The sequence below is a fragment of the Rhizobium sp. R635 genome, from assembly GCF_002211285.1.
Taxonomy (GTDB): Bacteria; Pseudomonadota; Alphaproteobacteria; order Rhizobiales; family Rhizobiaceae; genus Rhizobium.
This window is the reverse complement of sequence record NZ_LOKX01000011.1, coordinates 51,115-71,100: the sequence shown is the minus strand read 5'-3', so window position 1 is coordinate 71,100 and position 19,986 is coordinate 51,115. Positions and strand designations below refer to the sequence as shown.

The 19,986-nt window shown below is 61.8% G+C and carries 21 protein-coding genes; 8 read left to right on the top strand and 13 right to left on the bottom strand.

The window, feature by feature from the left end:
• Positions 1 to 12: 12 nt before the first annotated feature.
• Entirely contained in the window at positions 13 to 927 is a 915-nt protein-coding gene (locus tag ATY78_RS10505; protein WP_088682283.1) for an SDR family oxidoreductase, read from the bottom strand.
• 113 nt (positions 928 to 1,040) lie between these two features.
• Here ATY78_RS10505 and ATY78_RS10500 point away from each other — a divergent pair, with 113 nt between their 5' ends.
• The gene (locus ATY78_RS10500; RefSeq protein WP_088682282.1) at positions 1,041 to 1,601 is read left to right on the top strand and encodes a TetR family transcriptional regulator; all 561 of its coding nucleotides are present in this window, start codon (positions 1,041 to 1,043) and stop codon (positions 1,599 to 1,601) included.
• A gap of 16 nt (positions 1,602 to 1,617) precedes the next feature.
• Here ATY78_RS10500 and ATY78_RS10495 read toward each other — a convergent pair whose 3' ends face one another.
• The 3 genes from ATY78_RS10495 to ATY78_RS10485 form a co-directional block, all read right to left on the bottom strand.
• Positions 1,618 to 2,244, bottom strand: coding sequence for an exopolysaccharide biosynthesis protein (locus tag ATY78_RS10495; RefSeq protein ID WP_088682326.1), 627 nt, complete (start codon positions 2,242 to 2,244; stop codon positions 1,618 to 1,620).
• Positions 2,245 to 2,341: 97 nt separating this feature from the next.
• Positions 2,342 to 3,325: a TerC family protein gene (locus ATY78_RS10490; protein WP_088682281.1), complete on the bottom strand. Its 984-nt coding sequence runs from the start codon at positions 3,323 to 3,325 to the stop codon at positions 2,342 to 2,344.
• A gap of 176 nt (positions 3,326 to 3,501) precedes the next feature.
• On the bottom strand, positions 3,502 to 3,978 hold the full coding sequence (locus ATY78_RS10485) for a YcgN family cysteine cluster protein (protein ID WP_088682280.1): 477 nt from the start codon (positions 3,976 to 3,978) through the stop codon (positions 3,502 to 3,504).
• Positions 3,979 to 4,167: 189 nt separating this feature from the next.
• Here ATY78_RS10485 and ATY78_RS10480 point away from each other — a divergent pair, with 189 nt between their 5' ends.
• The 5 genes from ATY78_RS10480 to ATY78_RS10460 all read left to right on the top strand — a co-directional run bounded on the left by ATY78_RS10480 (position 4,168) and on the right by ATY78_RS10460 (position 9,811).
• Complete coding sequence (locus ATY78_RS10480; RefSeq protein WP_245313533.1) at positions 4,168 to 6,369, top strand: PBP1A family penicillin-binding protein; 2,202 nt, start codon at positions 4,168 to 4,170, stop codon at positions 6,367 to 6,369.
• Between the two features lie 142 nt (positions 6,370 to 6,511).
• Positions 6,512 to 7,099, top strand: coding sequence for a DUF1214 domain-containing protein (locus tag ATY78_RS10475; RefSeq protein WP_088682279.1), 588 nt, complete (start codon positions 6,512 to 6,514; stop codon positions 7,097 to 7,099).
• Positions 7,092 to 7,640 (top strand): DUF1254 domain-containing protein, encoded by a 549-nt coding sequence (locus ATY78_RS10470; protein WP_088682278.1) that lies wholly within the window; start codon positions 7,092 to 7,094, stop codon positions 7,638 to 7,640. Before ATY78_RS10475 ends, ATY78_RS10470 begins: the two co-directional genes overlap by 8 nt.
• Before the next feature lie 666 nt (positions 7,641 to 8,306).
• Positions 8,307 to 8,513 carry a hypothetical protein gene (locus ATY78_RS10465; RefSeq protein WP_088682277.1) on the top strand — a complete coding sequence of 69 codons (207 nt, stop codon included), beginning with the start codon at positions 8,307 to 8,309 and terminating at the stop codon, positions 8,511 to 8,513.
• 248 nt (positions 8,514 to 8,761) lie between these two features.
• Positions 8,762 to 9,811 carry a DUF2336 domain-containing protein gene (locus ATY78_RS10460; protein WP_088682276.1) on the top strand — a complete coding sequence of 350 codons (1,050 nt, stop codon included), beginning with the start codon at positions 8,762 to 8,764 and terminating at the stop codon, positions 9,809 to 9,811.
• Between the two features lie 126 nt (positions 9,812 to 9,937).
• On the opposite strand, the gene ATY78_RS10455 is transcribed toward ATY78_RS10460, so the two are convergent.
• From ATY78_RS10455 to ATY78_RS10440, 4 genes are all read right to left on the bottom strand, one after another.
• Positions 9,938 to 10,285, bottom strand: a complete 348-nt coding sequence (locus tag ATY78_RS10455; RefSeq protein WP_088682275.1) for a DUF1491 family protein — start codon at positions 10,283 to 10,285, stop codon at positions 9,938 to 9,940.
• 58 nt (positions 10,286 to 10,343) lie between these two features.
• Positions 10,344 to 11,792: a methyl-accepting chemotaxis protein gene (locus tag ATY78_RS10450; RefSeq protein WP_088682274.1), complete on the bottom strand. Its 1,449-nt coding sequence runs from the start codon at positions 11,790 to 11,792 to the stop codon at positions 10,344 to 10,346.
• Positions 11,793 to 12,018: 226 nt separating this feature from the next.
• Positions 12,019 to 12,939 (bottom strand): peptidoglycan-binding domain-containing protein, encoded by a 921-nt coding sequence (locus ATY78_RS10445; protein ID WP_088682273.1) that lies wholly within the window; start codon positions 12,937 to 12,939, stop codon positions 12,019 to 12,021.
• On the bottom strand, positions 12,911 to 14,491 hold the full coding sequence (locus ATY78_RS10440) for a HAMP domain-containing sensor histidine kinase (protein ID WP_245313532.1): 1,581 nt from the start codon (positions 14,489 to 14,491) through the stop codon (positions 12,911 to 12,913). Before ATY78_RS10440 ends, ATY78_RS10445 begins: the two co-directional genes overlap by 29 nt.
• Before the next feature lie 412 nt (positions 14,492 to 14,903).
• Here ATY78_RS10440 and ATY78_RS10435 point away from each other — a divergent pair, with 412 nt between their 5' ends.
• Positions 14,904 to 15,398 (top strand): DUF5330 domain-containing protein, encoded by a 495-nt coding sequence (locus ATY78_RS10435; protein ID WP_088682271.1) that lies wholly within the window; start codon positions 14,904 to 14,906, stop codon positions 15,396 to 15,398.
• A 290-nt stretch (positions 15,399 to 15,688) separates the two neighbouring features.
• Positions 15,689 to 16,111, top strand: a complete 423-nt coding sequence (locus tag ATY78_RS10430) for a SufE family protein (RefSeq protein WP_088682270.1) — start codon at positions 15,689 to 15,691, stop codon at positions 16,109 to 16,111.
• Positions 16,112 to 16,384: 273 nt separating this feature from the next.
• Here the strand turns inward: ATY78_RS10430 and ATY78_RS10425 are convergent, their stop codons facing one another.
• The 5 genes from ATY78_RS10425 to ATY78_RS10405 all read right to left on the bottom strand — a co-directional run bounded on the left by ATY78_RS10425 (position 16,385) and on the right by ATY78_RS10405 (position 19,954).
• Positions 16,385 to 16,816, bottom strand: coding sequence for a MucR family transcriptional regulator (locus tag ATY78_RS10425; protein ID WP_008528845.1), 432 nt, complete (start codon positions 16,814 to 16,816; stop codon positions 16,385 to 16,387).
• Between the two features lie 438 nt (positions 16,817 to 17,254).
• Positions 17,255 to 17,587, bottom strand: coding sequence for a monovalent cation/H(+) antiporter subunit G (mnhG, locus tag ATY78_RS10420; protein ID WP_088682269.1), 333 nt, complete (start codon positions 17,585 to 17,587; stop codon positions 17,255 to 17,257).
• A complete protein-coding gene (locus tag ATY78_RS10415; protein ID WP_088682268.1) occupies positions 17,584 to 17,937 on the bottom strand; it encodes a cation:proton antiporter in 354 nt (117 codons plus the stop codon). The genes mnhG and ATY78_RS10415 overlap by 4 nt, the downstream gene beginning before the upstream one ends.
• Complete coding sequence (locus tag ATY78_RS10410) at positions 17,934 to 18,407, bottom strand: Na+/H+ antiporter subunit E (RefSeq protein ID WP_088682267.1); 474 nt, start codon at positions 18,405 to 18,407, stop codon at positions 17,934 to 17,936. Before ATY78_RS10410 ends, ATY78_RS10415 begins: the two co-directional genes overlap by 4 nt.
• Complete coding sequence (locus ATY78_RS10405; protein WP_088682266.1) at positions 18,404 to 19,954, bottom strand: Na+/H+ antiporter subunit D; 1,551 nt, start codon at positions 19,952 to 19,954, stop codon at positions 18,404 to 18,406. The genes ATY78_RS10410 and ATY78_RS10405 overlap by 4 nt, the downstream gene beginning before the upstream one ends.
• Between the last annotated feature and the right edge of the window lie 32 nt (positions 19,955 to 19,986).

The window sequence follows — 19,986 nt, the reverse complement described above, 5'->3', positions numbered from 1 at the left end:
TAACAGACGGCGTCACCGGTAACCCGTTACGTCGGCAGGTTTACCCGCCTCCTGGACCTCCACCATGTAGCGCCAGCAATCCGGCCGCGAACCATCGATGTCGTCAAAGCCGTAGACCTTGGCCATTCCGCCGCTCGACAGCGACTGACCGTTCCAGCGGGCGCGATCGGGATCGGCTGATATGACCGCAATGGCGCGGCCGACGAAGCGCGGCGTTTCGGAGATGGCGAAGTGCGGCTGTACCTTCGTCGCGTCGCGCCAATTCTCTTCACGCACACCATAAGCATCCAGCATCATTTCGGAGCGCAGCCAGCCGGGTGTGATCGAAACGGCCGTGGCGCCATGTTTTGCCAAATCCTGCGCATGCGCCCAGGCCATGCGGGTGACGCTTGTCTTGACGAGATCATAGAAGGGCGAAAGCCGGTAGTGCGTGGCGTTGTATTCGGCCGTGCCATCGGTCACTTCCACCAGCAGCCCGCCCGGCCGCTCGATCATCAGCGGCAGGGCGTAGTGGGCGGTGATCAGATGCGTCTCGATGCCGAGCCGCAGCATGCGCAGGCCACTGTCCAGCGAATGTTCCCAGACGGCCTTGTCCCATTCGAACAGCTTCTCGCCGCCCCAGATGTCGTTGACGAGAATATCGAGCCGGCCGGTCTCGCCACGAATACGGGCAACCAGCGCCTCGACCTGTTGCGCAACGAGATGATCCACCTGCACGGCAATGCCCTTGCCGCCTGCCGACGTCACCAGTTCGGCCGTTTCCTCGATCGTCTCCGGTCTAAGATATTCGGATTGCCGGGTGCGCGTCGTGCGCCCGCTGACATAGACGGTGGCGCCGGCAGCACCCAGTTCCACCGCGATACCTCGGCCGGCGCCGCGCGTCGCACCGGCAACCAAAGCCACTTTGCCTCGCAAGTCCACTGTCACTTTTCCATCCTCCACGCTAGAACGTCCGTCATACCGATCGCCGGCTCCGGCCGATGCCTATTGTATATAAACGAACGTTCGTTCATATTAGTGGCGAATGCAAGAGGAATTTCATGCCGCGCCGGCGCACCCTTTCCGATGAGCAGCTTCTCGCCATGGTGCTGGCCCTGATCCACGCCGAAGGGCCGGATGCGGCGACCTTTGCGGCGGTCGCCAAGGCAAGCGGCCTCTCCGGCTCGACACTGGTGCAGCGTTTCGCAACGAAGGCGGCGATGCTGCGCGCGGCCCTGCTCCATGCCTGGGACAGGCTGGACGCGGAAACGGCACGGCTTGCCGAAGCCGTGCCGAAGACCCCGGAAGGCGCCGTCGCGCTGCTCGTCGGCCTGTCGCAGGATTACGGCGACAATCCCGCCGCCTATGGCGAGGGATTGCTGGTGCTTCGCGAGGATTTTCGCGATCCGGTGCTGCGCGCCCGAGGCGCGGCCTGGGGAACGGCGCTGACGGCGGCGATTGCGCATTGCTTCGGATCGGCGAAAGCGCCGGAGACCATCGCCCGGCTGATGCTGTCCCAATGGCAAGGTTCGCTTACCTGGTGGGGGTTCGGCCCGGAAGGACCAGTGGACGCCCATGTGGAAAAGGAACTGCGGCGCTTCCTCGCCGTGGTGAAGCTCTGACCCTGCTCCGCTGAGCCTAATAGGCTGTTACGATCATGGCCTGGATAAAATAAAGCAGAGCGGCGGTCACGCCGATGGTCACCGTTGTCAGCAGCAGCCCAATCAAGGTGACGAGCCCGTCACGCTCCATCAACGCAACGGCCAGGACCACCAGCGAGAATACCGGAAGGATATTGCCGAAAGGGATCGGCAGCGCGATCACCACCGCGAGCAGGAAGACCGGAATGCCGAGAAGCACCTGCACCGTCGGGCCTGTGAGCGCTTTCAGCCGGCCGGCACGGACCACCTTCTCCACCCGGGCAATGACGGGAACCGCGTGACGCACGACAAGGTCGAGCGCTGCCGGAGATACCTGGCGGTTCCTTATGACGGCGGGCAGCCACACCTTCCGGCCGCCCGCGACGATCTGGAGGGAGACAAGCGCAAGCGCGGTGCCGAACACCATTCCGAACGGGCCGGGGATCGGCGTCAGCGCCGGGATTGCCAGGAAGAGGATGGTGAAGGCAAGGCTGGTCCTGCCCATCGTTTCCAGCGCCTCGCCGATGGAGAGACTACCTTTCTCCCGGGCGAGCTCCAGCATCTCTCGGAGCCGCGCGGTGGCCATCCCTTGGGATGGCCGTGCACTTCCGTTTCGATCAGACATCATACAGTCCATTCCAACTGGTGGCGGTCACTCCGAGCCGGGCCGGCTCAGGATGCCGATAGCGGCTGCGCATTGCGGGTCTTCGGCTACAGCCCGCTCAAGCGGGCTGCTGTGGACCCCGCGTCTTGATGAGGCTCCAGACCACGCCCGAGGCAATGATCGCGAATGTGATCCCAAGCGACAGCGCGGCCGGGAATTTTTCCATACCCAGCAGATCGGCGAGGAAGATCTTCGAGCCGATGAAGATCAGCACGATGGCGAGCGCCGGCTTCAGGTAGCGGAAGCGATGGATCATCGCCGCGAGCGCGAAATAGAGGGCGCGGAGGCCGAGGATCGCGAAGATGTTCGAGGTGTAGACGATGAACGGATCCGTGGTGATGGCGAAGATCGCCGGAACCGAATCCACGGCGAAGATGACGTCGGCCACTTCGACCATGACGAGCGCCATGAAGAGCGGCGTGATGAACCAGGTCATCCTGCCCGTCTTCGGGTTTGCCTTTCTGACGAAGAACCGCTCGCCGTGATGTTCCTCGGTGACGTTGAATCGGCTGCGCATGAAGCGAACGAGCACGTTCTTCGAGACATCAGGCTCAGCCTCCTTGACGACCAGCATCTTGATGCCGGTCACGATCAGGAATGCGGCGAAGATATAGAGAAGCCAGGCGAATTCGGCGACCAGCGTCGCGCCGACACCGATCATGATGGCACGCAGCACAATGACGCCGAGGATGCCCCAGAAGAGCACACGATGCTGGTAGAGGCGCGGCACGGCGAAGAAGGAGAAGATCAGGGCGATGACGAAGACGTTGTCGAGCGCCAGCGTCTTTTCGACGACGAAGCCCGTCAGATAGGCAAGACCGGCATCGGAGCCGAGATACCACCACACCCAGCCACCGAAGGCGAGGCCAAGAGCGATATAGAGGGCAGAAAGCTTGATGCTTTCGCGGACGCCGATCTCCTTGTTCTGCTTATGAAGAATACCGAGGTCGAACGATAGAATGGCGATGACGAGGACGAAAAAGCTCGACCACATCCAGAGCGGCGTTCCCAGCCACTCGGCGAACAAAAAAGAGAAATCCAAGGATAGTCCCCTGTCGGCACTGGTTATCGGAAAAGAGGTCCGACATCGCAAGAGTGCCGAAGCTCTCGCCAGAGGGGCCCGGACCAGCGGGTCGCACCCCAGATGGGATCCCGCTTTTCGATAATCAAGCGGCGGGCAGCGCCAATTTTACGGCGCGCGGATACAAGGCCGCGAGATCAATCCTCCGGATCATCCTTGTCCTCGCCGACCGTCAGCGGCCAATCGACGACGTAATCCTCGAGATCGTCGATATCGATCTCGTTTTCGTTGATCGTGCGGCCCCGTGCGGAAATGCCGGCGGCATGGACGGTTTCGGGATCGCCGGAAACGAGCGGATGCCACCAATAGAGATCGTGGCCCTCGCTGACCAGCCGGTAGCCGCAGGTGGGCGGCAGCCAGGCGATTTCAGGCACGTTCTCCTTCGTCAGCTGCACGCAATCCGGCACGAAATCCCAGCGGTTCTCATAGCTGGAGCAACGACAGCTTTCGCCGTCGAGCAGCTTGCAGCGGACGGAGGTGAAATAGATGTCACCGCTCTCCCATTCCTCGAGCTTGTTGAGGCAACAGAGGCCGCAGCCGTCGCAGAGGCTCTCCCATTCGGCGGCGGTCATTTCGGTAAGAGTCTTGCTCTTCCAGAAGGGCAGATCGTTCATCGTCCGTTTCTTGCAACAGCGGCCCGCAAATTCACGTGACCGCTCCCGTATCTCTCTTGTTATCGGCTGAGAAATCAATCAATTCTTCAGCATGCTCCTGGTATCGGAGGAACCTCTCCCGATACCGGAGAGCTTTTCGGCCCCATGGGCCTCGCGCTTTCTTCGCTTTCCGGCGGCCGGACATGAGCGATGCGCGATCAGGCGGGAATACAGGACGTGCAGGATCCGGACAAGCCAGAAAACGGGCCAGGAAAAGAGACGGCAGATGCGGCGGCCAAGCGGCCGGCGAAAAAACGTCACATCCTGCTGCGCATCGATTCGTGGATCGATTCGACCGTCTGGAACGCCGGCTTCCGCGCCGGCGAGATCTGGGAAGACACCACCATCTTCTTCCGCCGCTTCCGCGTGCGCGGCTGGAAGCGCATGGTCTTCGAACTTGCCGGCGAAGGGCTGACGCTCGGGGCGGCCGGCTCGGTGCTGATGCTGCTGCTCGCCCAGCCCGCCTTCGAAGCGACCAAGGAAGACTGGCGCAACCGCGGCGATTTTGCCGTCACCTTCACCGACCGCTACGGCAACGTCATCGGCCATCGCGGCGTCATTCACCAGAATTCCGTGCCGATCGACGAGCTGCCGGATTCCTTGATCAAATCGGTGCTTGCCACCGAAGACCGGCGCTTCTTCGACCATTTCGGCATCGACGTCATCGGTCTCTTCCGCGCGATGGTCACCAACGCCCAGGCCGGCGAAGTCGTCCAGGGCGGCTCGACGCTGACCCAGCAGCTCGCCAAGAACCTCTTCCTTTCCAACGAGCGCTCGATCGACCGCAAGATCACCGAGGCCTTCCTGGCGCTGTGGCTCGAAGCGAACCTCTCCAAGAAAGAAATCCTCTCCACCTATCTCGACCGCGCCTATATGGGCGGCGGCACCTTTGGCGCTGCGGCAGCCGCCCAGTTCTATTTCGGCAAGAACATCACCGACGTGAACCTTGCCGAATCCGCCATGCTCGCCGGCCTCTTCAAGGCGCCGGCGAAATATGCGCCGCATGTCAACCTGCCGGCGGCGCGCGCGCGCGCCAACGAGGTGCTGACCAATCTGGTGCAGAGCGGGCTGATGACCGAAGGCCAGGTGATCGCCGCCAGGCGCAGCCCGGCGACCGTCGTCGACCGCAACGAGGTTGAATCGCCCGATTTCTTCCTCGATTGGGCTTTCGACGAGGTACAGCGGCTTTCGCCGCGCTTCCACCAGCATTCGCTGATCGTGCGCACGACGATCGACATGGGCATCCAGAAGGCCGCCGAGGATTCGGTCGAGACGTCGCTGCGCGAATATGGCGAGGCCTATCACGCCAAGCAGGGCGCCATGGTGATGATCGAAAACGGCGGCGCCGTGCGCGCCATGGTCGGCGGACGGGATTACGGCGAGAGCCAGTTCAACCGCGCCACCAAGGCGCTGCGCCAGCCGGGCTCCTCCTTCAAGGTCTACACCTATGCAGTGGCGATGGAGAGCGGGATGACGCCGCAGACGACGATCGTCGATGCGCCGATCTACTGGGGCAATTGGAGCCCGCACAATTATGCCAATCGCTATGTGGGCCGTATCACGCTCGAAACCGCGATCGCCCAGTCGATCAACACGATCCCGGTGCGGCTCGCCAAGGAGAAGCTCGGTATCCAGCCGATCCGGGCCATGGCCAAGAACCTCGGCGTCGAAACGCCGATCCGCGACGACGTCACCATCCCGATCGGGACGTCAGAGGTGACGGTGCTCGATCAGGCGACCGCTTATGCCACCTTCCCGGCCGGCGGCTACCAGTCGCGCCGCCACGGCGTCACCCAGGTCCTCGATTACGATGGCGACGTGCTCTATGATTTCGACCGCGACGAGCCGGCGCCGAAACGGGTGCTGTCGGAACAGGCCGACGCCTATATGAACCAGATGCTGTCGCGCGTTCCCTATGTCGGCACGGCGCGAAAGGCGGCGCTCGACAACGGCATCCTGACGGCGGGCAAGACCGGCACGACCCAGGCCTATCGCGACGCCTGGTTCGTCGGCTTCACCGGCAACTATACCTGCGCCGTCTGGTTCGGCAATGACGACTACACCTCAACCAACGAGATGACCGGCGGCTCGCTGCCGGCGATGACCTTCAAGCGCGCCATGGACTACGCCCATCAGGGTGTGACGCTGCGCGCCATTCCCGGCGTCGAAAACCCCCTGCCCTCGGAAAAGGATGCCGCCAAGACCGTCGCCGCCAAGCCGCAGGACGGATTGCCGCAACTCATCCGACCGCGCATGCTCTCGGTTCCATCCACCAACATTCTCAAGGATCTCGGCGAAAAACTGAAAGAGGCAGCACCTCTCACGCCGCAGAAGGTGGCGAGCGCCGGATAGTCGGCGCCGCTTGGTCCCCAGGCAAGCATTCGTGCGCGCCGCGTGACCGTGGATTGATTGGCGTCCATGTCGTCGCATGGCATTCCACCCTGCCAGAATCAGTGGTAACCCTTTCATCCGATGTGGTTTCCAAGGTTTTGACGTGTTTCGATTCCCCCTTTTCATCCTGATCACGCTGATCGTCGCCTTCGGCGGCGGGATCATGATCACGCAGTATGCGCTGGATGCGACACAGGGTTTCGGCGCCATCAAGCTCGGCGCCTGGGAAGCCTTTCCGGCATTGCAGACGGTGGACGCCGACCCTTACGCCAAGTCGCACCGGGCGCGCGCCGGCAAGCTGCTCTACGGCAGCGCGGAAGGGCTAACTTTTACGGCGAGCGTCGACGACGACGGCGCGCGGCTGAATGCCGGCTGCGGCTACCGCCTCAGCGGGCAGACGCCGCCTGCCCGGCTCTGGACGCTCTTTACCGCCGACAATGGCGGCAATCCGGCGGCGGTGAAGACCGGGCTTCCCTCGGCGCTGAATTCCTGGACGGTGCTGCGTCAGCCCGACAGCAGCTTCTCGATCGAGATCTCAGCCGTCGCGCAGCCTGGCAATTGGCTGGCGCTGCCGCAGGCCGGCACCTTCCGGCTCGTGCTGACGCTGTTCGACACGCCGACCGCCGGCAGTTCCGGCGTGATCGATCTCGCCATGCCGAAGCTCACCAAGACCGGATGCGGCAATGCTTAGAATCATATTCGCCGTTCTCACCGGCCTTTTCGGCGCAGCGCTGCTGCATCTCGTCATCATCCTCTCGCTGCCGCACTTCACCGGCAGGGATGCGGCGACCCGCGTGGAGGCAGAAGGCGACCTCAATAATTTCTACCTGCTGAGCGGCCAATATGACGAGGCAGGCCTCGCCAACGGCGATCCTTTCGTGCGCACTGCCGTCTGCTCCTTCGACGTCGAAGATGCGCCGGTGCACTTCACCGCCAGGGGCAATGTGCCCTTCTGGTCGATCGCGATTTACGACAGCGCCTCCAACGAGGTCTTCAGCATGAACGACCGGACATCGGTCGGCGGCGCGCTCGATGTGCTGGCGGGCGGCCCGATCCAGCTGACGGACCTTCGCAAGAACCTGCCGCAGGAACTGCAGCAGACGATCCTGGTGGAGATGGCGCGGCCGGACGGTTATGCCGTGCTGCGGACGCTAGCGCCGCAGGCAAGCTTCGATGAAGCCGCGCGGAACTTCCTCACGGAAGCCGGCTGCGAACAGTTCACCACGCGCTGAGGTTGAAAGCGCGTTACTTTTTATTGACGCGCGGCTGAGGCGCCGGGCGACGCTTCGGGCTCTCGGCCAGCCGCTCATAGCGGACGCCGGTGAACCAAAGGATCTTGGCTTCGCGGGGCTCTTTATCCGGGCGACGCGGCGCCCGCGGCCGCCGATCCGCCAATGCGACTACTATTGCCATTCTCGTCTCCATGCACTGCCCGAGACGGATGAACTTGCGATGGATTTCACCCTGCCCGCCAATCTGCGGGCCGACGCGTCCTGCGGCGCCGGGATCACCGGACCGAGGGCATTCGCGCCTTTCCCACGGCACCTGACTGAAATACCGTGATGCGGAGTTTCAACGATCCAGTTACTCAAATCGCGTCGTTCCTATCCGAATTGAGACACACGATAGTTAACAGTTTCCTAATGTTCGACTGAAGCCAAACACCGGTTCACCTGATTTTCTTGTAACGCTCGGACAGTTGTTTTGGTTTCACGCCGCCCGCACAAAAGCGCGAACGGAGACAAAGTATAAAATCAGAAGAAATTCATAGAGTTGGCGACAATGCCGCTGTTATCTCGCGTTGCACGGACAGCTGTTGCAAATATACGTCACGAAAATATTCATTGCGGCTCAGACCGATCAGCGTATCTTCGTGATGTCGATGCGGAGGGCAGGCTGTGTCTTTGCTCGTGAATTCATCTTTCTCATCCCAGGATTTCGACGTGCTGTGCAGCGCGCTGGACGCCTGGTGCACGGAACGGCACATCGATATCGTCAGCGTCGAGGCTCAGTCTGCGGCATCGACAGCACTCGACCTCTATCAGGCCGGTTACGACAGCCGCGAAAAGCTGCTGCACGCCCTGCGCGATCACAGGAAAGCCTGAACCATTTCCACCGTTGCATCGCGAATGCACGATCATCGCGACGCCTTTCAAAACAAAACCATTCGCATTGCCGGCTAATCATTTAGCAACACGCAGCGCGTGTATCTTTCTGTTGCATTTTAATAAAATCTTCAGCATGCATTAACCGTACCGGTGTAGGATTTGTTCATAACCGTGTGGCCCGGCATGCGTTCCGCCAGCGCATGTCGATCCCTGGTTCCCCTTGTTCCGCGTTTTCAGGTGTTCTTGTGCGTGACCGGTTTCGAGACCTAGAAGGCCCGTTGGCCGTCAGGAAAAAGGACGTGGTATTGATGGCGACCGTCAGCAGTTTCGAGAATCTGTCTCACCCGACACGATCCGAACTGCGCCAGTTCGCCGAGCTTTTCACGCCGTTGTTCCAGGCCTCCTCCGACGAGGCCAAGCGCCAGGCGGTGGCCGCCCTGTCTCAATGCGATCACATACCGGCAGCCGTGGCGCTGTTCATCGGCAGCCAGCCGATCGAAATCGCGGCGCCCTTCATTGCGGCCTCCAAGGCAATCGCCGACGAGACGCTGATCACCATCGCGCGCACCCAGGGCAAGGATCACGTCAAGGCGATCGTCAGTCGCGATTCGCTCTCGCCGAAGGTCATCGATGCATTGGTGGCGTTGCGCCAGGCCGGCCCGCGGGCAGCAGCCACGGTCACTCAACTCGCCGAGCCTCCGGCAGTGCCGCTTGCGCCTATCCCGGTGGAGACCAATGAAGCGGAGGCGCTCGAGGAACAACGGGTCGCCAATGAAGAGGCGCTGCGCGAGCGCATCCTTGGCCTTGCCGGCCATCTCGGCCGCAGCGACGACGACAGGCTCGGCCTGCGCACGCTCACCGACATTCAGGAAGCGCTGCTGGTGCGCTTTGCCCGCTCACGCGAAGCCATGCATTTCGCAACAGCACTTGCCGATGCCCTGTCCGCCAGCCGCTGGCTTGCCGAGCGCATCATGCTCGATCTTTCCGGCCAACAGCTCGCCACCACGCTGACGAGCCTCGGCATGGGCTTCCTCGACGCCGTCTTCGTGCTCGAAAAGCTCTATCCGCATCTTGCCGAGCCGCAGCACAACGTCACACGTGGCTGGATGGTGCTCGATGCGCTGGATCCGGAAGAATGCCACGAACGGGTCGAAGCCTGGCGGCGCGCCGATCGCTACACGTACAAGCCCGAGGCGCCCGCTGCACCCGCAATTGAGGAAGCGGCCAACTATCGCTTCATCCGCCAGACGCCGCAGCAGCGCGACATGCGCGTCCTGGGGCGGCGGTCACGCTAAACTAAAGCGCGTCGCGATCTTTCAGATTCGCTCCTTGCGCTTTAGATCTTTGTTTTTAAGCATGTCGTTATCGCAAAACCGTCGCACACTTTTGCGCGACATGCTCTAACGCACGCCTTCGACCCGTCAGCCGCCATCCCTCGCGAGCGGGATCAGGTCGCCCAGTTCCTCCGCCTCCAGCTCGACGATCCAGAGATCGGGGTCGAACTTGCGTTCGCGCTCCAGCATCGCCCACACCGCTTCCGGCTCGGCACGCAGCAGGCGGATCTCGAACAGGCGGTCGCCGGTCTGCTCATCGCCAAAGGCGGTCTGCGGCGCCGGCGCATAGAGCGTCTCCAGGCCATCGCGAAAGTGCTGGCGGATGAAGATCGCACCCGCTTCCTCCGCGCCCTTTTTCTCCACGGCGGCGAAATCGCCGCTGGCGAAGACGCGGCGCAGGAGGGCGGAAACGAAAATGTCGGCGCGCAATCTCATCGGCGCGGTATAGACCGGCGCACGGGCGGCGGCAATCCGGTCAAATCCTGATGCCGCGTCAGACCTTGACCGCCAGCCGCAAGCCTCCCCAATGCCGCCCCCGGACGGTGATCGGAGCCGAGATATCCTTCATCATCACGAAATTGCCGCCACCCATGTCGCGCCTGTAGGTCTGGACCAGAAATGGCGCGGTGCTGCGGCCGGCGGCAAGGCCGACACGATCGGCGAAGATGCGGCGGTTGCGGCAATTGGCGGTGTTCCAGACGGTGTCGCCAGGCCGTTGCGGCTGGGAGAATTTCCGGTTGTGGGTCGGGAGGTAGCCGTTCTCGTCGATCGCGGCGCAGAAGGCGATGCGCTCGTCCGCGGCGACAACCGGTTCCTGGATCGGCGGCAGCAGGCGGTCGGCAAGTTCGGTAAAGGCCGCCATCACCTGTGCCGGATCGCTACCGGGAATCGGGCGGTAGCGCCGGTCGAAGAGAGCGTCGAGGCCGATCTGGCCTTCGGCAACGGCGCGTTCGAAAGCGCCGGAAATCTGCCTTGCCACCGATTGCGCCTCCTCGATCCAATGGCTGTCGGCGGTCTTGACGCCGGCGCTCGCCGTCAGTTGGATCAGGGTTTCGGAAAGGCCGACGACGCTGTCGACACGTGTGGCGGCCTGCTGCAGCCTGACATTCGAGCCGGCGACTTCGGCCGACATATCGCTGAGCGTCTGGACGAATCCGGCGCATTGCTGGTCGACCGCCTCGGTGGTGTTGGCCATCACGGTCGAACTGTCGAGGATGCGGGTAATGACATTTTCCATGCTGTCGAAGGCTCCACGCATCGCCTCCGACTTGTCGCGCACGCCGGCAGCGCTCTTGCGCGCATCGCTGCCTGCGACCGACAGCCGATCGATCTTCACGCGCAGTTCGTCCAGCGTATCCTGGATGGAGCCTGTCGCCTTCGACGTCTGCAGCGACAAGGCACGAACTTCGGCGGCGACGACCGCAAAACCCTTGCCCGCATCGCCGGCGCGTGCGGCCTCGATTGCGGCGTTCAGCGCCAGCAGGTTGGTCTGGCGCGCAATGGTGCTGATCTCCTCGGCGATCTTGTCCACATCGGCAAGCGATTTTGAAAAACCGGCGATTTCGGTGCCGATCTCGTTGGAGGACTGAACCATGTGGCCGATCTCGGCGACCGAACCGGACAGGCGGTCGGCTGATTCCTTCAGCATGTGGCGAGCCTCGGCCGCCGTATGGTCTGTCTCGCGCAGCGAGACGGCCACCGCGCGGTTGGTCTCGGCAATCGCAAGCGCGGTGCGGGTAACGTTGTCGAAGGCAGAGGCATGCCTGGCCGACATCGCAGCCATGTCCTGAATGGCGCCGGCGATGTCGACGAGATCGATGCCAAGGGTGGAGGCCTCTTCGGCAAGGCGCAACAGAATATGGCGCAAAGCGTCGGGGTCAGGCCCTCCCGCCTCGGCCGCCGCCTCTCCGGCCCGATCGTCTATCACCTTCAGCGCATGCATGACCGACGCTCCCCCGCCTCAATCAGAAAAGCTTCCGGCAACATGGTTAACAAGTTGCAAACGGCAGCTGCGTCTTAGACTTAGGTTGTAGGACAAGGCCAAGGCGCGACTGCGCGTTTTGGGGCTAAAGCAATTCCAGCAAAAGTGTGCAGCGGTTTTGCGTCCGGAATTGCCTGAAAACAAAGAGATAGAGCAATTCCGTGATTCGAAGAAAAACGGAATTGCTCTAGATCGCGCCGATTTCCTTGAGTTTCTTCAGCACCGCCTCGTTCGGTTCGCCGTTCTCGGGCAGATTATAGTGCTTCTGGAAATGGCGGATGGCCGCGCGGGTCTGCTCTCCGGCGACGCCGTCGACGCCGACATTGGCATAGGCCATGTTGGAAAGGCCCTTCTGGATTTTCAGCACCAGATCGACATTGGCGATTTCGCTTGATGGAACCTGTTTTGCAGCCGATGGGGCCGTCTTGATCGTCTTCTCGGCGCTGCGGATCGCCGCTGCGACCGGATCTTCCGACGATGCCTTCGAACTCACATCCTCGAGCGGCTTTTCGGCGGGCACGGTCGTCGGGCCGGCGGCGTCCGTTTTCAGAGCCGCAAGAACCTCGGGCGTCGCGTCGCCGCTTTGGGCCATGCCGACGGTTTCCTCGAAGAAAAGGATGGCCGCACTGGTGCGGGGGCCGATGATCCCGTCCGGCGTGCCGCTATAGAGACCGCGGCGCACCAGTTGCTGCTGGATGTCCATGACGAGCTGGCTCGGCTGCTGGCCAGCTGCTGCCGGCGCCGGCGTCGCATTGGTGGTGGCTCCATCCTCCGGGCGTTCGATCCGGAAGGTCGTGACGTCGCCCTGCGGCTCCTCGGCCGGGCGGCGGGCGCCGAGCACGTTTGGAGACTGCGGGTCGCGGGTACGGAAAATCGGATGCGGATGCAGGCCCGGCTGATACCAGAGCGCATTGGCGGCGACGAAGGAGAAGATGACGGCGAAGGCGATCGTGCCGCCGGCGACGGACGGATTGCGGCCGATGACACCGCCGAGCACGGTCGCGCCCTGCAGGCTAAGGCCACCGAGGGCGGCCGCACCCGTCATCAAAAGGCCCGGCTGCTGCCGTCCCTTTTTTCCCTTAGGCGATTTTCGCTTGCGCGCGGCCATCGAAAAGCCCCTCTTCCACTTCTGCGCCGGTATTGACCGCGCCCTTCAGCCGCGGTGGAAACTCGACAGTTGCGCCATGGCCGGCTTCATCGGCGCGCGTGGCGCCCGAGCCGTCCGCTGCGATCTCGATGGTGATGATCGTGCCCTCGCCCGGCTGGCTGGCGATAGCGAAGTTTCCGCCATGCAGCGACACCAGCCCCTTGACCAGCGAGAGGCCGAGACCGGTGCCTTCGAAGCGGCGGGTGTAGTCGTTCTGGATCTGGACGAAGGGCTGGCCGAGCAATGCCAGCTTGTCGGCCGGGATGCCGATGCCGGTATCGCTGACCGTCAGCTTCAGGATGCCGTCGCGCACCGCCGCATCGATGGAGACGACGCCGCCGGCTTCCGTGAACTTCACGGCATTGCCGACGAGATTGATGAGAATCTGCTGGATGGCGCGCTGATCGGCGACGATCTCGCCAAGGCCGCGCTGAATGCGGCTCGTCAGGGTGACGCCCTTGGTCTTGGCCTGCAATGCCAGCATCGATTCGCAGGATTTGACGGAGCTCGATATATCGAAGGCTTCCAGGATCAGCTCGTAGCGGCCAGCTTCGATCTTGCTCATGTCGAGCATGGTGTTGACGACGGACAAGAGATGCGCGCCGGATTCACGGACCAGGCCGACATATTCGCGCTGGCGGTCGTTTTCGAACTTGCCGAAATATTCGCCGATCAGGATATCGGAAAAGCCGAGAATGGCGTTCAGTGGCGTGCGCAGCTCATGGCTCACCGCAGCAAGGAAGCGCGATTTGGCGTCGTTTGCGGATTCGGCATCGGCCGCGCGGTTCTGGGCTTCGTCACGCAGCTGCTGCTCGACGGAGACATCGCGCAATTGGGCGACGACAGCGGCAAGCTCGCCATCAGCGTCGCGCCGCGCGGTCATATCCATTCTCAGATGTGCGAACTGGCGCTGGCCGCGTCCGACGGAAGGCCGGTCGAGCCGCAGGTCGACGCTCGCTGCGTCCTCGCCCCGGCGCAGGCTATCGAGCGACTGGAGGAAAAGGATACGGTCGGAGACGTGTACCTGCTCAAAGAAGCCTCTACCCCGGGGATCGCGCATCCAGGCGAGGAAGTCGCAGTGGTCACGGCCACCGACCGTCACCACACTGCCCTGCGGGTCGAGGAAGAAGACGAGGCCGGGAGTCACCGCGAGGAGGAAATCCTCGGCCGACTGGGTGGCGATGCCGGCGGGCGAACCCTGGCGGGCGAGCGCGATGCTTCCGACGGCGGAAAAGAGAAAGGCGGCGCAAACCATGGCGACACCCGCCGGCAGGGCGACGGCCGGGCTGGTGACGGTCGACAGGCCGATCGGAGCGGCCACGAGAGCGGCCGAAGAGAGCAGGACGAGGCGGCGCAGGATGGCGAGCTCGCGTTGGCGCACGGCTTCGCCGCCTCCCGTCCGGGAAAGCCAGCTTGTCGCCGCCCGGTCTACGAGGGCCGTCATCCAGCCGCCAATGTTACCCAATACACGCACGCAATACCCGCCGAAAAGGCTGTCTGTTGATCCGGACAATAGGCCTTGGCGGCTTAAGGAAAGGATAAGGCAAAAGCCCTCTTCACAGCCTGAAAGAGCCGAAATTCCCGTTTTGAGGCATCTGGCAGTCTCTTTGCTTTTTGTGGTTAATAGCGGGTAAGCAGCGGATTTCCTTCATATTTCAGCATAGCGTTAACTCTTGTGGCAAGGCGAATTCGCAAAAGCCGTGCAATTGCAAGCAGGTGCTGCCTTGATGCTTAACGGCGATCGCTCGCATTCGACTAAAATCCGGCTCAAATCCCATTCGCTAAAATTTGAATTAAATTTGCCGCAAATGCGCGTGAGTTTCGAAAAGCGGCATTCGCAACTTGGCGATAGGGTGAAAACACACCGGACAACCGGCCTGATTCGGCGACAAGACCGGACGGGACAAACAGGATGGGCAACGACAATGTGGTTTCTGATCAAAGGATCCTTCTGGTTTGGACTTGTGCTCGTGCTTCTTTCCGTCTTCAGCACGGAAAGTTCCGACAAGCTTGCCAGCGGCCCGCAACTGCAGCTTTCCGACGCGTTTACGGCGGCAAGCGGCGCCTATGACTATCTGACCGGCATGTGCTCGGAAAAACCCGAGGTCTGCGTCAAGGGCGCCGAGACTTTCACCGCCCTCGGCTACCGGGCCCGCGAAGGCGCCCGCGTTGCCTACGAACTGCTCGACAGCCAATTCCAGGACGCGGCGCCGGCGACCGCGAAGCTTGCCGAGGCGCAGGCTCCGGCGACGCTTGCCATGCCCTCTCTCGCCGCGCCTTCGATCCAGGAGAAGGTGCGCGAGGCAAAGGCAGCCCTCAACCAGCCGATGCCTTACCGTCCGCCGGTCGATGATGAGGATACGGCCGAGACGGTGATGACCGGCGCTATCCCGCTGCCGACGCCGAAGCCGGCCATCTGACGAAATTTCTGCGGCCGCTCTAACCTTTTGGATTTAGCGTACCGTTTCTCCAGCTTGCATCGGTGGTCCGCATGACGCGGAAATGCCCCATGCCTGACGTGCCTGCCCTGTTTCAATTCAGCATGTTGCTGCGCCGTGAGGATGCCCATCCCTCACGGCGTTCTTTTTTAACGGTTCAAATCCGCCGGTCTTTCACCTATATGCACTTTAGAAGCATTTCCTGACGCATTCCGGACGCAAAACCGCTGCGCACTTTTGCTGGGACTGCTTGAACGGTGAAAGGCTTTTCCATGGCATCCCTCGACCAGATCATCGACGACTTCACTTTCCTGGACGATTGGGAAGACCGCTACCGCTATGTCATCGAACTCGGCAAGGCATTGCCAGAACTGGCCGAGGAAAAGCGCACCTCCGAGAACAAGGTGATGGGCTGCGCCAGCCAGGTTTGGCTGGTGACGCATACGACGGGCGATCCCGACAATCCCATCATGAGCTTCGAGGGTGATTCGGACGCCCATATCGTACGCGGCTTGGTCGCCATCGTGCTCGCCACCTATTCCGGCAAGCCGGCGTCCGAGATCGCCGGCCTCGATGCCTTCGAGATCTTCTCGAGGATAGGCCTCGTGGAAAACCTGTCTTCACAGCGCTCGAACGGACTGCGGTCGATGGTGAACAGAATCAGGGAAGAGGCACGGGTCCGGGCGGCGGCCTGAAGCGATTGCGTCCGGCCTGATTTGAGAGCCCTCCGCAGAGGATCGATTCGGGCCTGCCGGCCGCGATGAGTATATTAACACTTGCTGATAGTACGGGAATACATTCTACGCCTTGCGCCAAAGCTTAAGGCTGGCCTCTCGCACTATCCTGCCGTTCATACGATTCGTTGCGGCAGGGCACGAAATACTGGAGCGATTATTTTCCGTCCTGAATGCATACAAAAAAGCCGGGCATAGGACCCGGCTTTTGTCTTTGGTGGCTTTCGAAAAAGCTCAGCCGCGGCCGCGCTTGCGGCGCTGCCCGAGGCCCATCTCCTTTGCGAGGCGCGAACGCGCTTCGGCATAAGCGGGCGCTACCATCGGGTAGTCGGTCGGCAGGTCCCACTTCTCACGATATTCCTCCGGCGAGAGGCTGTGATGCGTCATCAGGTGGCGCTTGAGGGACTTGAAATTACCGCCGCATTCCAAACACGTGATCTGCTCGTCCTGCACGGACTTGCGGACAGAAACTGCAGGCTTCTGCTTTTCGACGATCGCCGCAGCGGGCTGCGGTACGGACGTGTTGCTCAATGCCGAATGCACGTCGGAAATCAGATTGGCCAGGTCACTGACCGGGACAACATGGTTGCTGACATAAGCCGCGACGATGTCGGCCGTCAGTTCCACAAGCAGCTCCGGCCCATTGCCGGTCGCTATATCCGTCATATTCTTTCTCCTGTTAGCATGCTCAAACGGTCTTTGACTGACACGTCAAAGACCCGCCTCGTAGAAGCGAACAGCAAAAGCACAGGAAACGACTTCTGTTCCGAAAAACGCGAATCCACCCCTAGATTCCGAAGAGCGAGACCTGTTCTTATACTGCCTGATGGAAAGCCACTACGTCATGCCCCAGGCGATGGCCTCAGTTAGACATTAAAAATCAAAACTGAGGGACTTGGAAGCAGTACGATTGTCATTCACAATCAGAACTCTACTTGCATTTTCAAATACCATCGTTTGGCGGAAACGCCAATTATTATTTGTCGTTTTTCTTGAGAAAAAATGTCAGATGAAGAATTGAGCAGGCCATCGGCAAGGTTTATTCGTTCCTTCCTGTGCATAAGTTCGCGTAAAACTGATTAAGGCGCCGAACAGCATATGTTCTCAGCGCTTGCGCATATCATCACGCACCGAAATGCCGCCAAGATCATATCCCGAACGGTGAGCCGCTCTCGCGAGCAGATGGGCCGATACAGGGGCCGTCAGCAAGAAGAAAACGAAGCCGGCAATGGCGCGGACGAGAATCGCCGGTTCTTGCGAATAAAGGCCGGCGGCAAAGAGCAGCAGGCCGGAGCCGACCGTGCCCGCCTTCGAGGCCGAGTGCATGCGCGTATAGAGATCAGGCAACCTGATCAGCCCGATCGCCGCTGACAGAGCAAAGAGCGCGCCTGTTATGAGGAGCAGAGCTGTGATGACGGCAACGATGAAATCGATCATTTGCGCTTCCTCCCTGCCCGACGGGTCTTCGCGTCAATTTTTGCCGCGGATGCGGAAGGCGCAGATTTGATGCTGCCGCGCGACAGCAAGAAACGGGCGAAAGCGACAGTTGCGAGGAAGCCGACGAGGCCGAGCGCGATGGCGATATCGATATAGAGCGAAAAGCCTGTTTTGACCGCAATGACGGCGATGAAACCGATGGCTATGCCGGTCAGCATGTCGAGAGCGAGGATGCGGTCCGGCAGGGTCGGCCCGGCAATGACGCGCCAGACGGTCAGAAGCAGCGCCAGGCTCAGGATGACGAGTGCGGCCGACGATGCGGCCGCGATGATTGTGTCGGGCGTAATCACCGGAAGGCCTCCATGATCTTGCGTTCGAAACCGTTGGCAATGTCCCGCCTCGTCGCTTCCGGATCGGAACAATCGAGCGCGTGGACATAGAGCGTGCGGCGATCTGTGGAGACATCGACCGAAAGCGTGCCCGGCGTCAGCGTGATGAGGTTTGCGAGCAGTGTGATCTCGAAATCGCTCGTGACCGTCAGCGGAAAGGCGAAGATGCCGGGCTTCAGCTTCATATCGGGCGAGAGAACGGTGAGCGTGACCTTCCAAGCCGACAGCGACAACTCCTTCAGGAACAAAGCGGCAAGCGACAGCACCAGACGGGCGCGGCGCAGATATCCTCTGCTCCCGAAGGGCTCGCGAATGATGATGAGCGCCAGGGTCCCAAGCAGGAAGCCGAAGATGAGGTTGAGCAGCGAGGCGCTGCCGGTGACGGCGACCCAGGCAATGGCAAGCAGCAGATTGAAGAGGAAGACGATCACGGCGTACTTCCTTCCGGGAAGACCGAGTGAAGATAGGCCTGCGGATCGACAATGCCGGCGGCGGCCGATTGCGACAGTTTCAGCAGTTGTTCCGGCAGAATGCCGAAGCCGATGGTCAGTGCCGTCAGCACGGCAAGCGACAGGCCGGTGCGCCAGCACGCCCGGGACGGGGCGAGCACCATCGGCGCGGGACGCCAATAGGCGAGCAGGAAGAGGCGGCCGAAGACGATGGTCATCAGAAAACCTCCCGCAAGGATCGAGGCTGCAAGCCACCAGGCGCCGCTGTCGAGCGACGCCTTGACGAGCATGACCTTCGGCCAAAAACCGGAAAAGGGCGGAAGGCCGCAGGCCGCCAGGAATAGCACGAGAGACAGCGCGGCAAAGCCGCCGCTTTGCCGGTAGAGCCCGCCCAAGGCCGACAACGAAAAGCCGCCGCCCCGCCGGGCGATCTCGCCGGCTGCGAGGTAGAGCGCGGTCATCAGCACGATGGAATGGAGGGCATAGAAGATCGCACCGCCGATGCCGCCGGGGCTGCCGACTGCGACGCCGGCGAGCATGTTGCCGATTCCCGATATGACGACATAGCCGAACAGCCTGCGGATATCGTTTTCGGCAAGCGCGCCGAGCGCGCCGACCAGAATGGTCGCGGCCGCGGCAAGCGCGATGACGAGGCTCAGTTCCTCCCGTTCCACCGGCAGCAGCATGACCATCACCCGGATCAGAGCGTAAATGCCGACCTTGGTGAGCAGGCCGGCAAACAGCGCCGAGACGACGATGCGCGGCGTATGGTAGGCGGCGGGCAGCCAGAAATTGACCGGAAACGCCGCCGCCTTCATGCCGAAGGCGAGCAGGAAGAGGCCTGCCAGCGCCATCAGCGGCGCCGTGCCGCGCAAATCCTTGGCCCTTGCCGCGATGTCGGCCATGTTGAGCGTGCCGAAGGCGGCATAAAGAATGCCGACGCCGATCAGGAACAGCGTCGTGGCGATGAGATTGAGCACCGCATATCTCAGCGCCCCGTCGATCTGTTCACGCTCGGAGCCGAGAATGATCAGCCCGAAGGAGGAGATCAGCAGCACCTCGAACCAGACGTAGAGATTGAAGACGTCGCCGGTGAGAAAAGCACCGGTGACGCCCGCCATCAGCAGCATCAGCAGCGGGAAGAAACCGTACCGCCGGCCGCTTTCACCGATATCGGCCAGCGCATAGATGCCGGCAGCGAGCGCGGCAAGGGCTGCGGTGAACGCCATCAGCGCGCCGAAGAGATCGACGGTGAAGGCGATGCCGAAGGGCGGCAGCCAGCGCCCCATGACCATGGTCAGCGGCCCCTCCGCAGCGACTTTGGCAAGCAGCGCCGCATCCATGACGACCAGCAGCGTAAGGCCTGATATGGCAAGCCAGCCCTGCAGACGCGGATGGGCGCGCACCATCAGCAAGATGGCGCCGAGCGCGATGCAATGGACGACCGGCAGGATGACCAGCCAATGGCCGATCGGCACCGGGGCGGTGATCAGGGCGGCGGAGAGATCTATGGTGATTGGAGCGGCCATGCAATCAGACTTCTTTTCCGCTCGGCACGCCT

Bases quoted from the DNA above. Each gene is read 5' to 3' on its own strand.
- ATY78_RS10405 (WP_088682266.1), bottom strand. From the start codon at position 19,954: ATGGCCGCTCCAATCACCATAGATCTCTCCGCCGCCCTGATCACCGCC.
- ATY78_RS10435 (WP_088682271.1), top strand. From the start codon at position 14,904: ATGTGGTTTCTGATCAAAGGATCCTTCTGGTTTGGACTTGTGCTCGTG.
- ATY78_RS10425 (WP_008528845.1), bottom strand. From the start codon at position 16,816: ATGACGGATATAGCGACCGGCAATGGGCCGGAGCTGCTTGTGGAACTG.
- ATY78_RS10485 (WP_088682280.1), bottom strand. From the start codon at position 3,978: ATGAACGATCTGCCCTTCTGGAAGAGCAAGACTCTTACCGAAATGACC.
- ATY78_RS10470 (WP_088682278.1), top strand. From the start codon at position 7,092: ATGCTTAGAATCATATTCGCCGTTCTCACCGGCCTTTTCGGCGCAGCG.
- ATY78_RS10455 (WP_088682275.1), bottom strand. From the start codon at position 10,285: ATGAGATTGCGCGCCGACATTTTCGTTTCCGCCCTCCTGCGCCGCGTC.
- ATY78_RS10500 (WP_088682282.1), top strand. From the start codon at position 1,041: ATGCCGCGCCGGCGCACCCTTTCCGATGAGCAGCTTCTCGCCATGGTG.
- ATY78_RS10430 (WP_088682270.1), top strand. From the start codon at position 15,689: ATGGCATCCCTCGACCAGATCATCGACGACTTCACTTTCCTGGACGAT.
- ATY78_RS10445 (WP_088682273.1), bottom strand. From the start codon at position 12,939: ATGGCCGCGCGCAAGCGAAAATCGCCTAAGGGAAAAAAGGGACGGCAG.
- ATY78_RS10495 (WP_088682326.1), bottom strand. From the start codon at position 2,244: ATGTCTGATCGAAACGGAAGTGCACGGCCATCCCAAGGGATGGCCACC.
- ATY78_RS10480 (WP_245313533.1), top strand. From the start codon at position 4,168: ATGCGCGATCAGGCGGGAATACAGGACGTGCAGGATCCGGACAAGCCA.
- ATY78_RS10450 (WP_088682274.1), bottom strand. From the start codon at position 11,792: ATGCATGCGCTGAAGGTGATAGACGATCGGGCCGGAGAGGCGGCGGCC.
- mnhG (WP_088682269.1), bottom strand. From the start codon at position 17,587: ATGATCGATTTCATCGTTGCCGTCATCACAGCTCTGCTCCTCATAACA.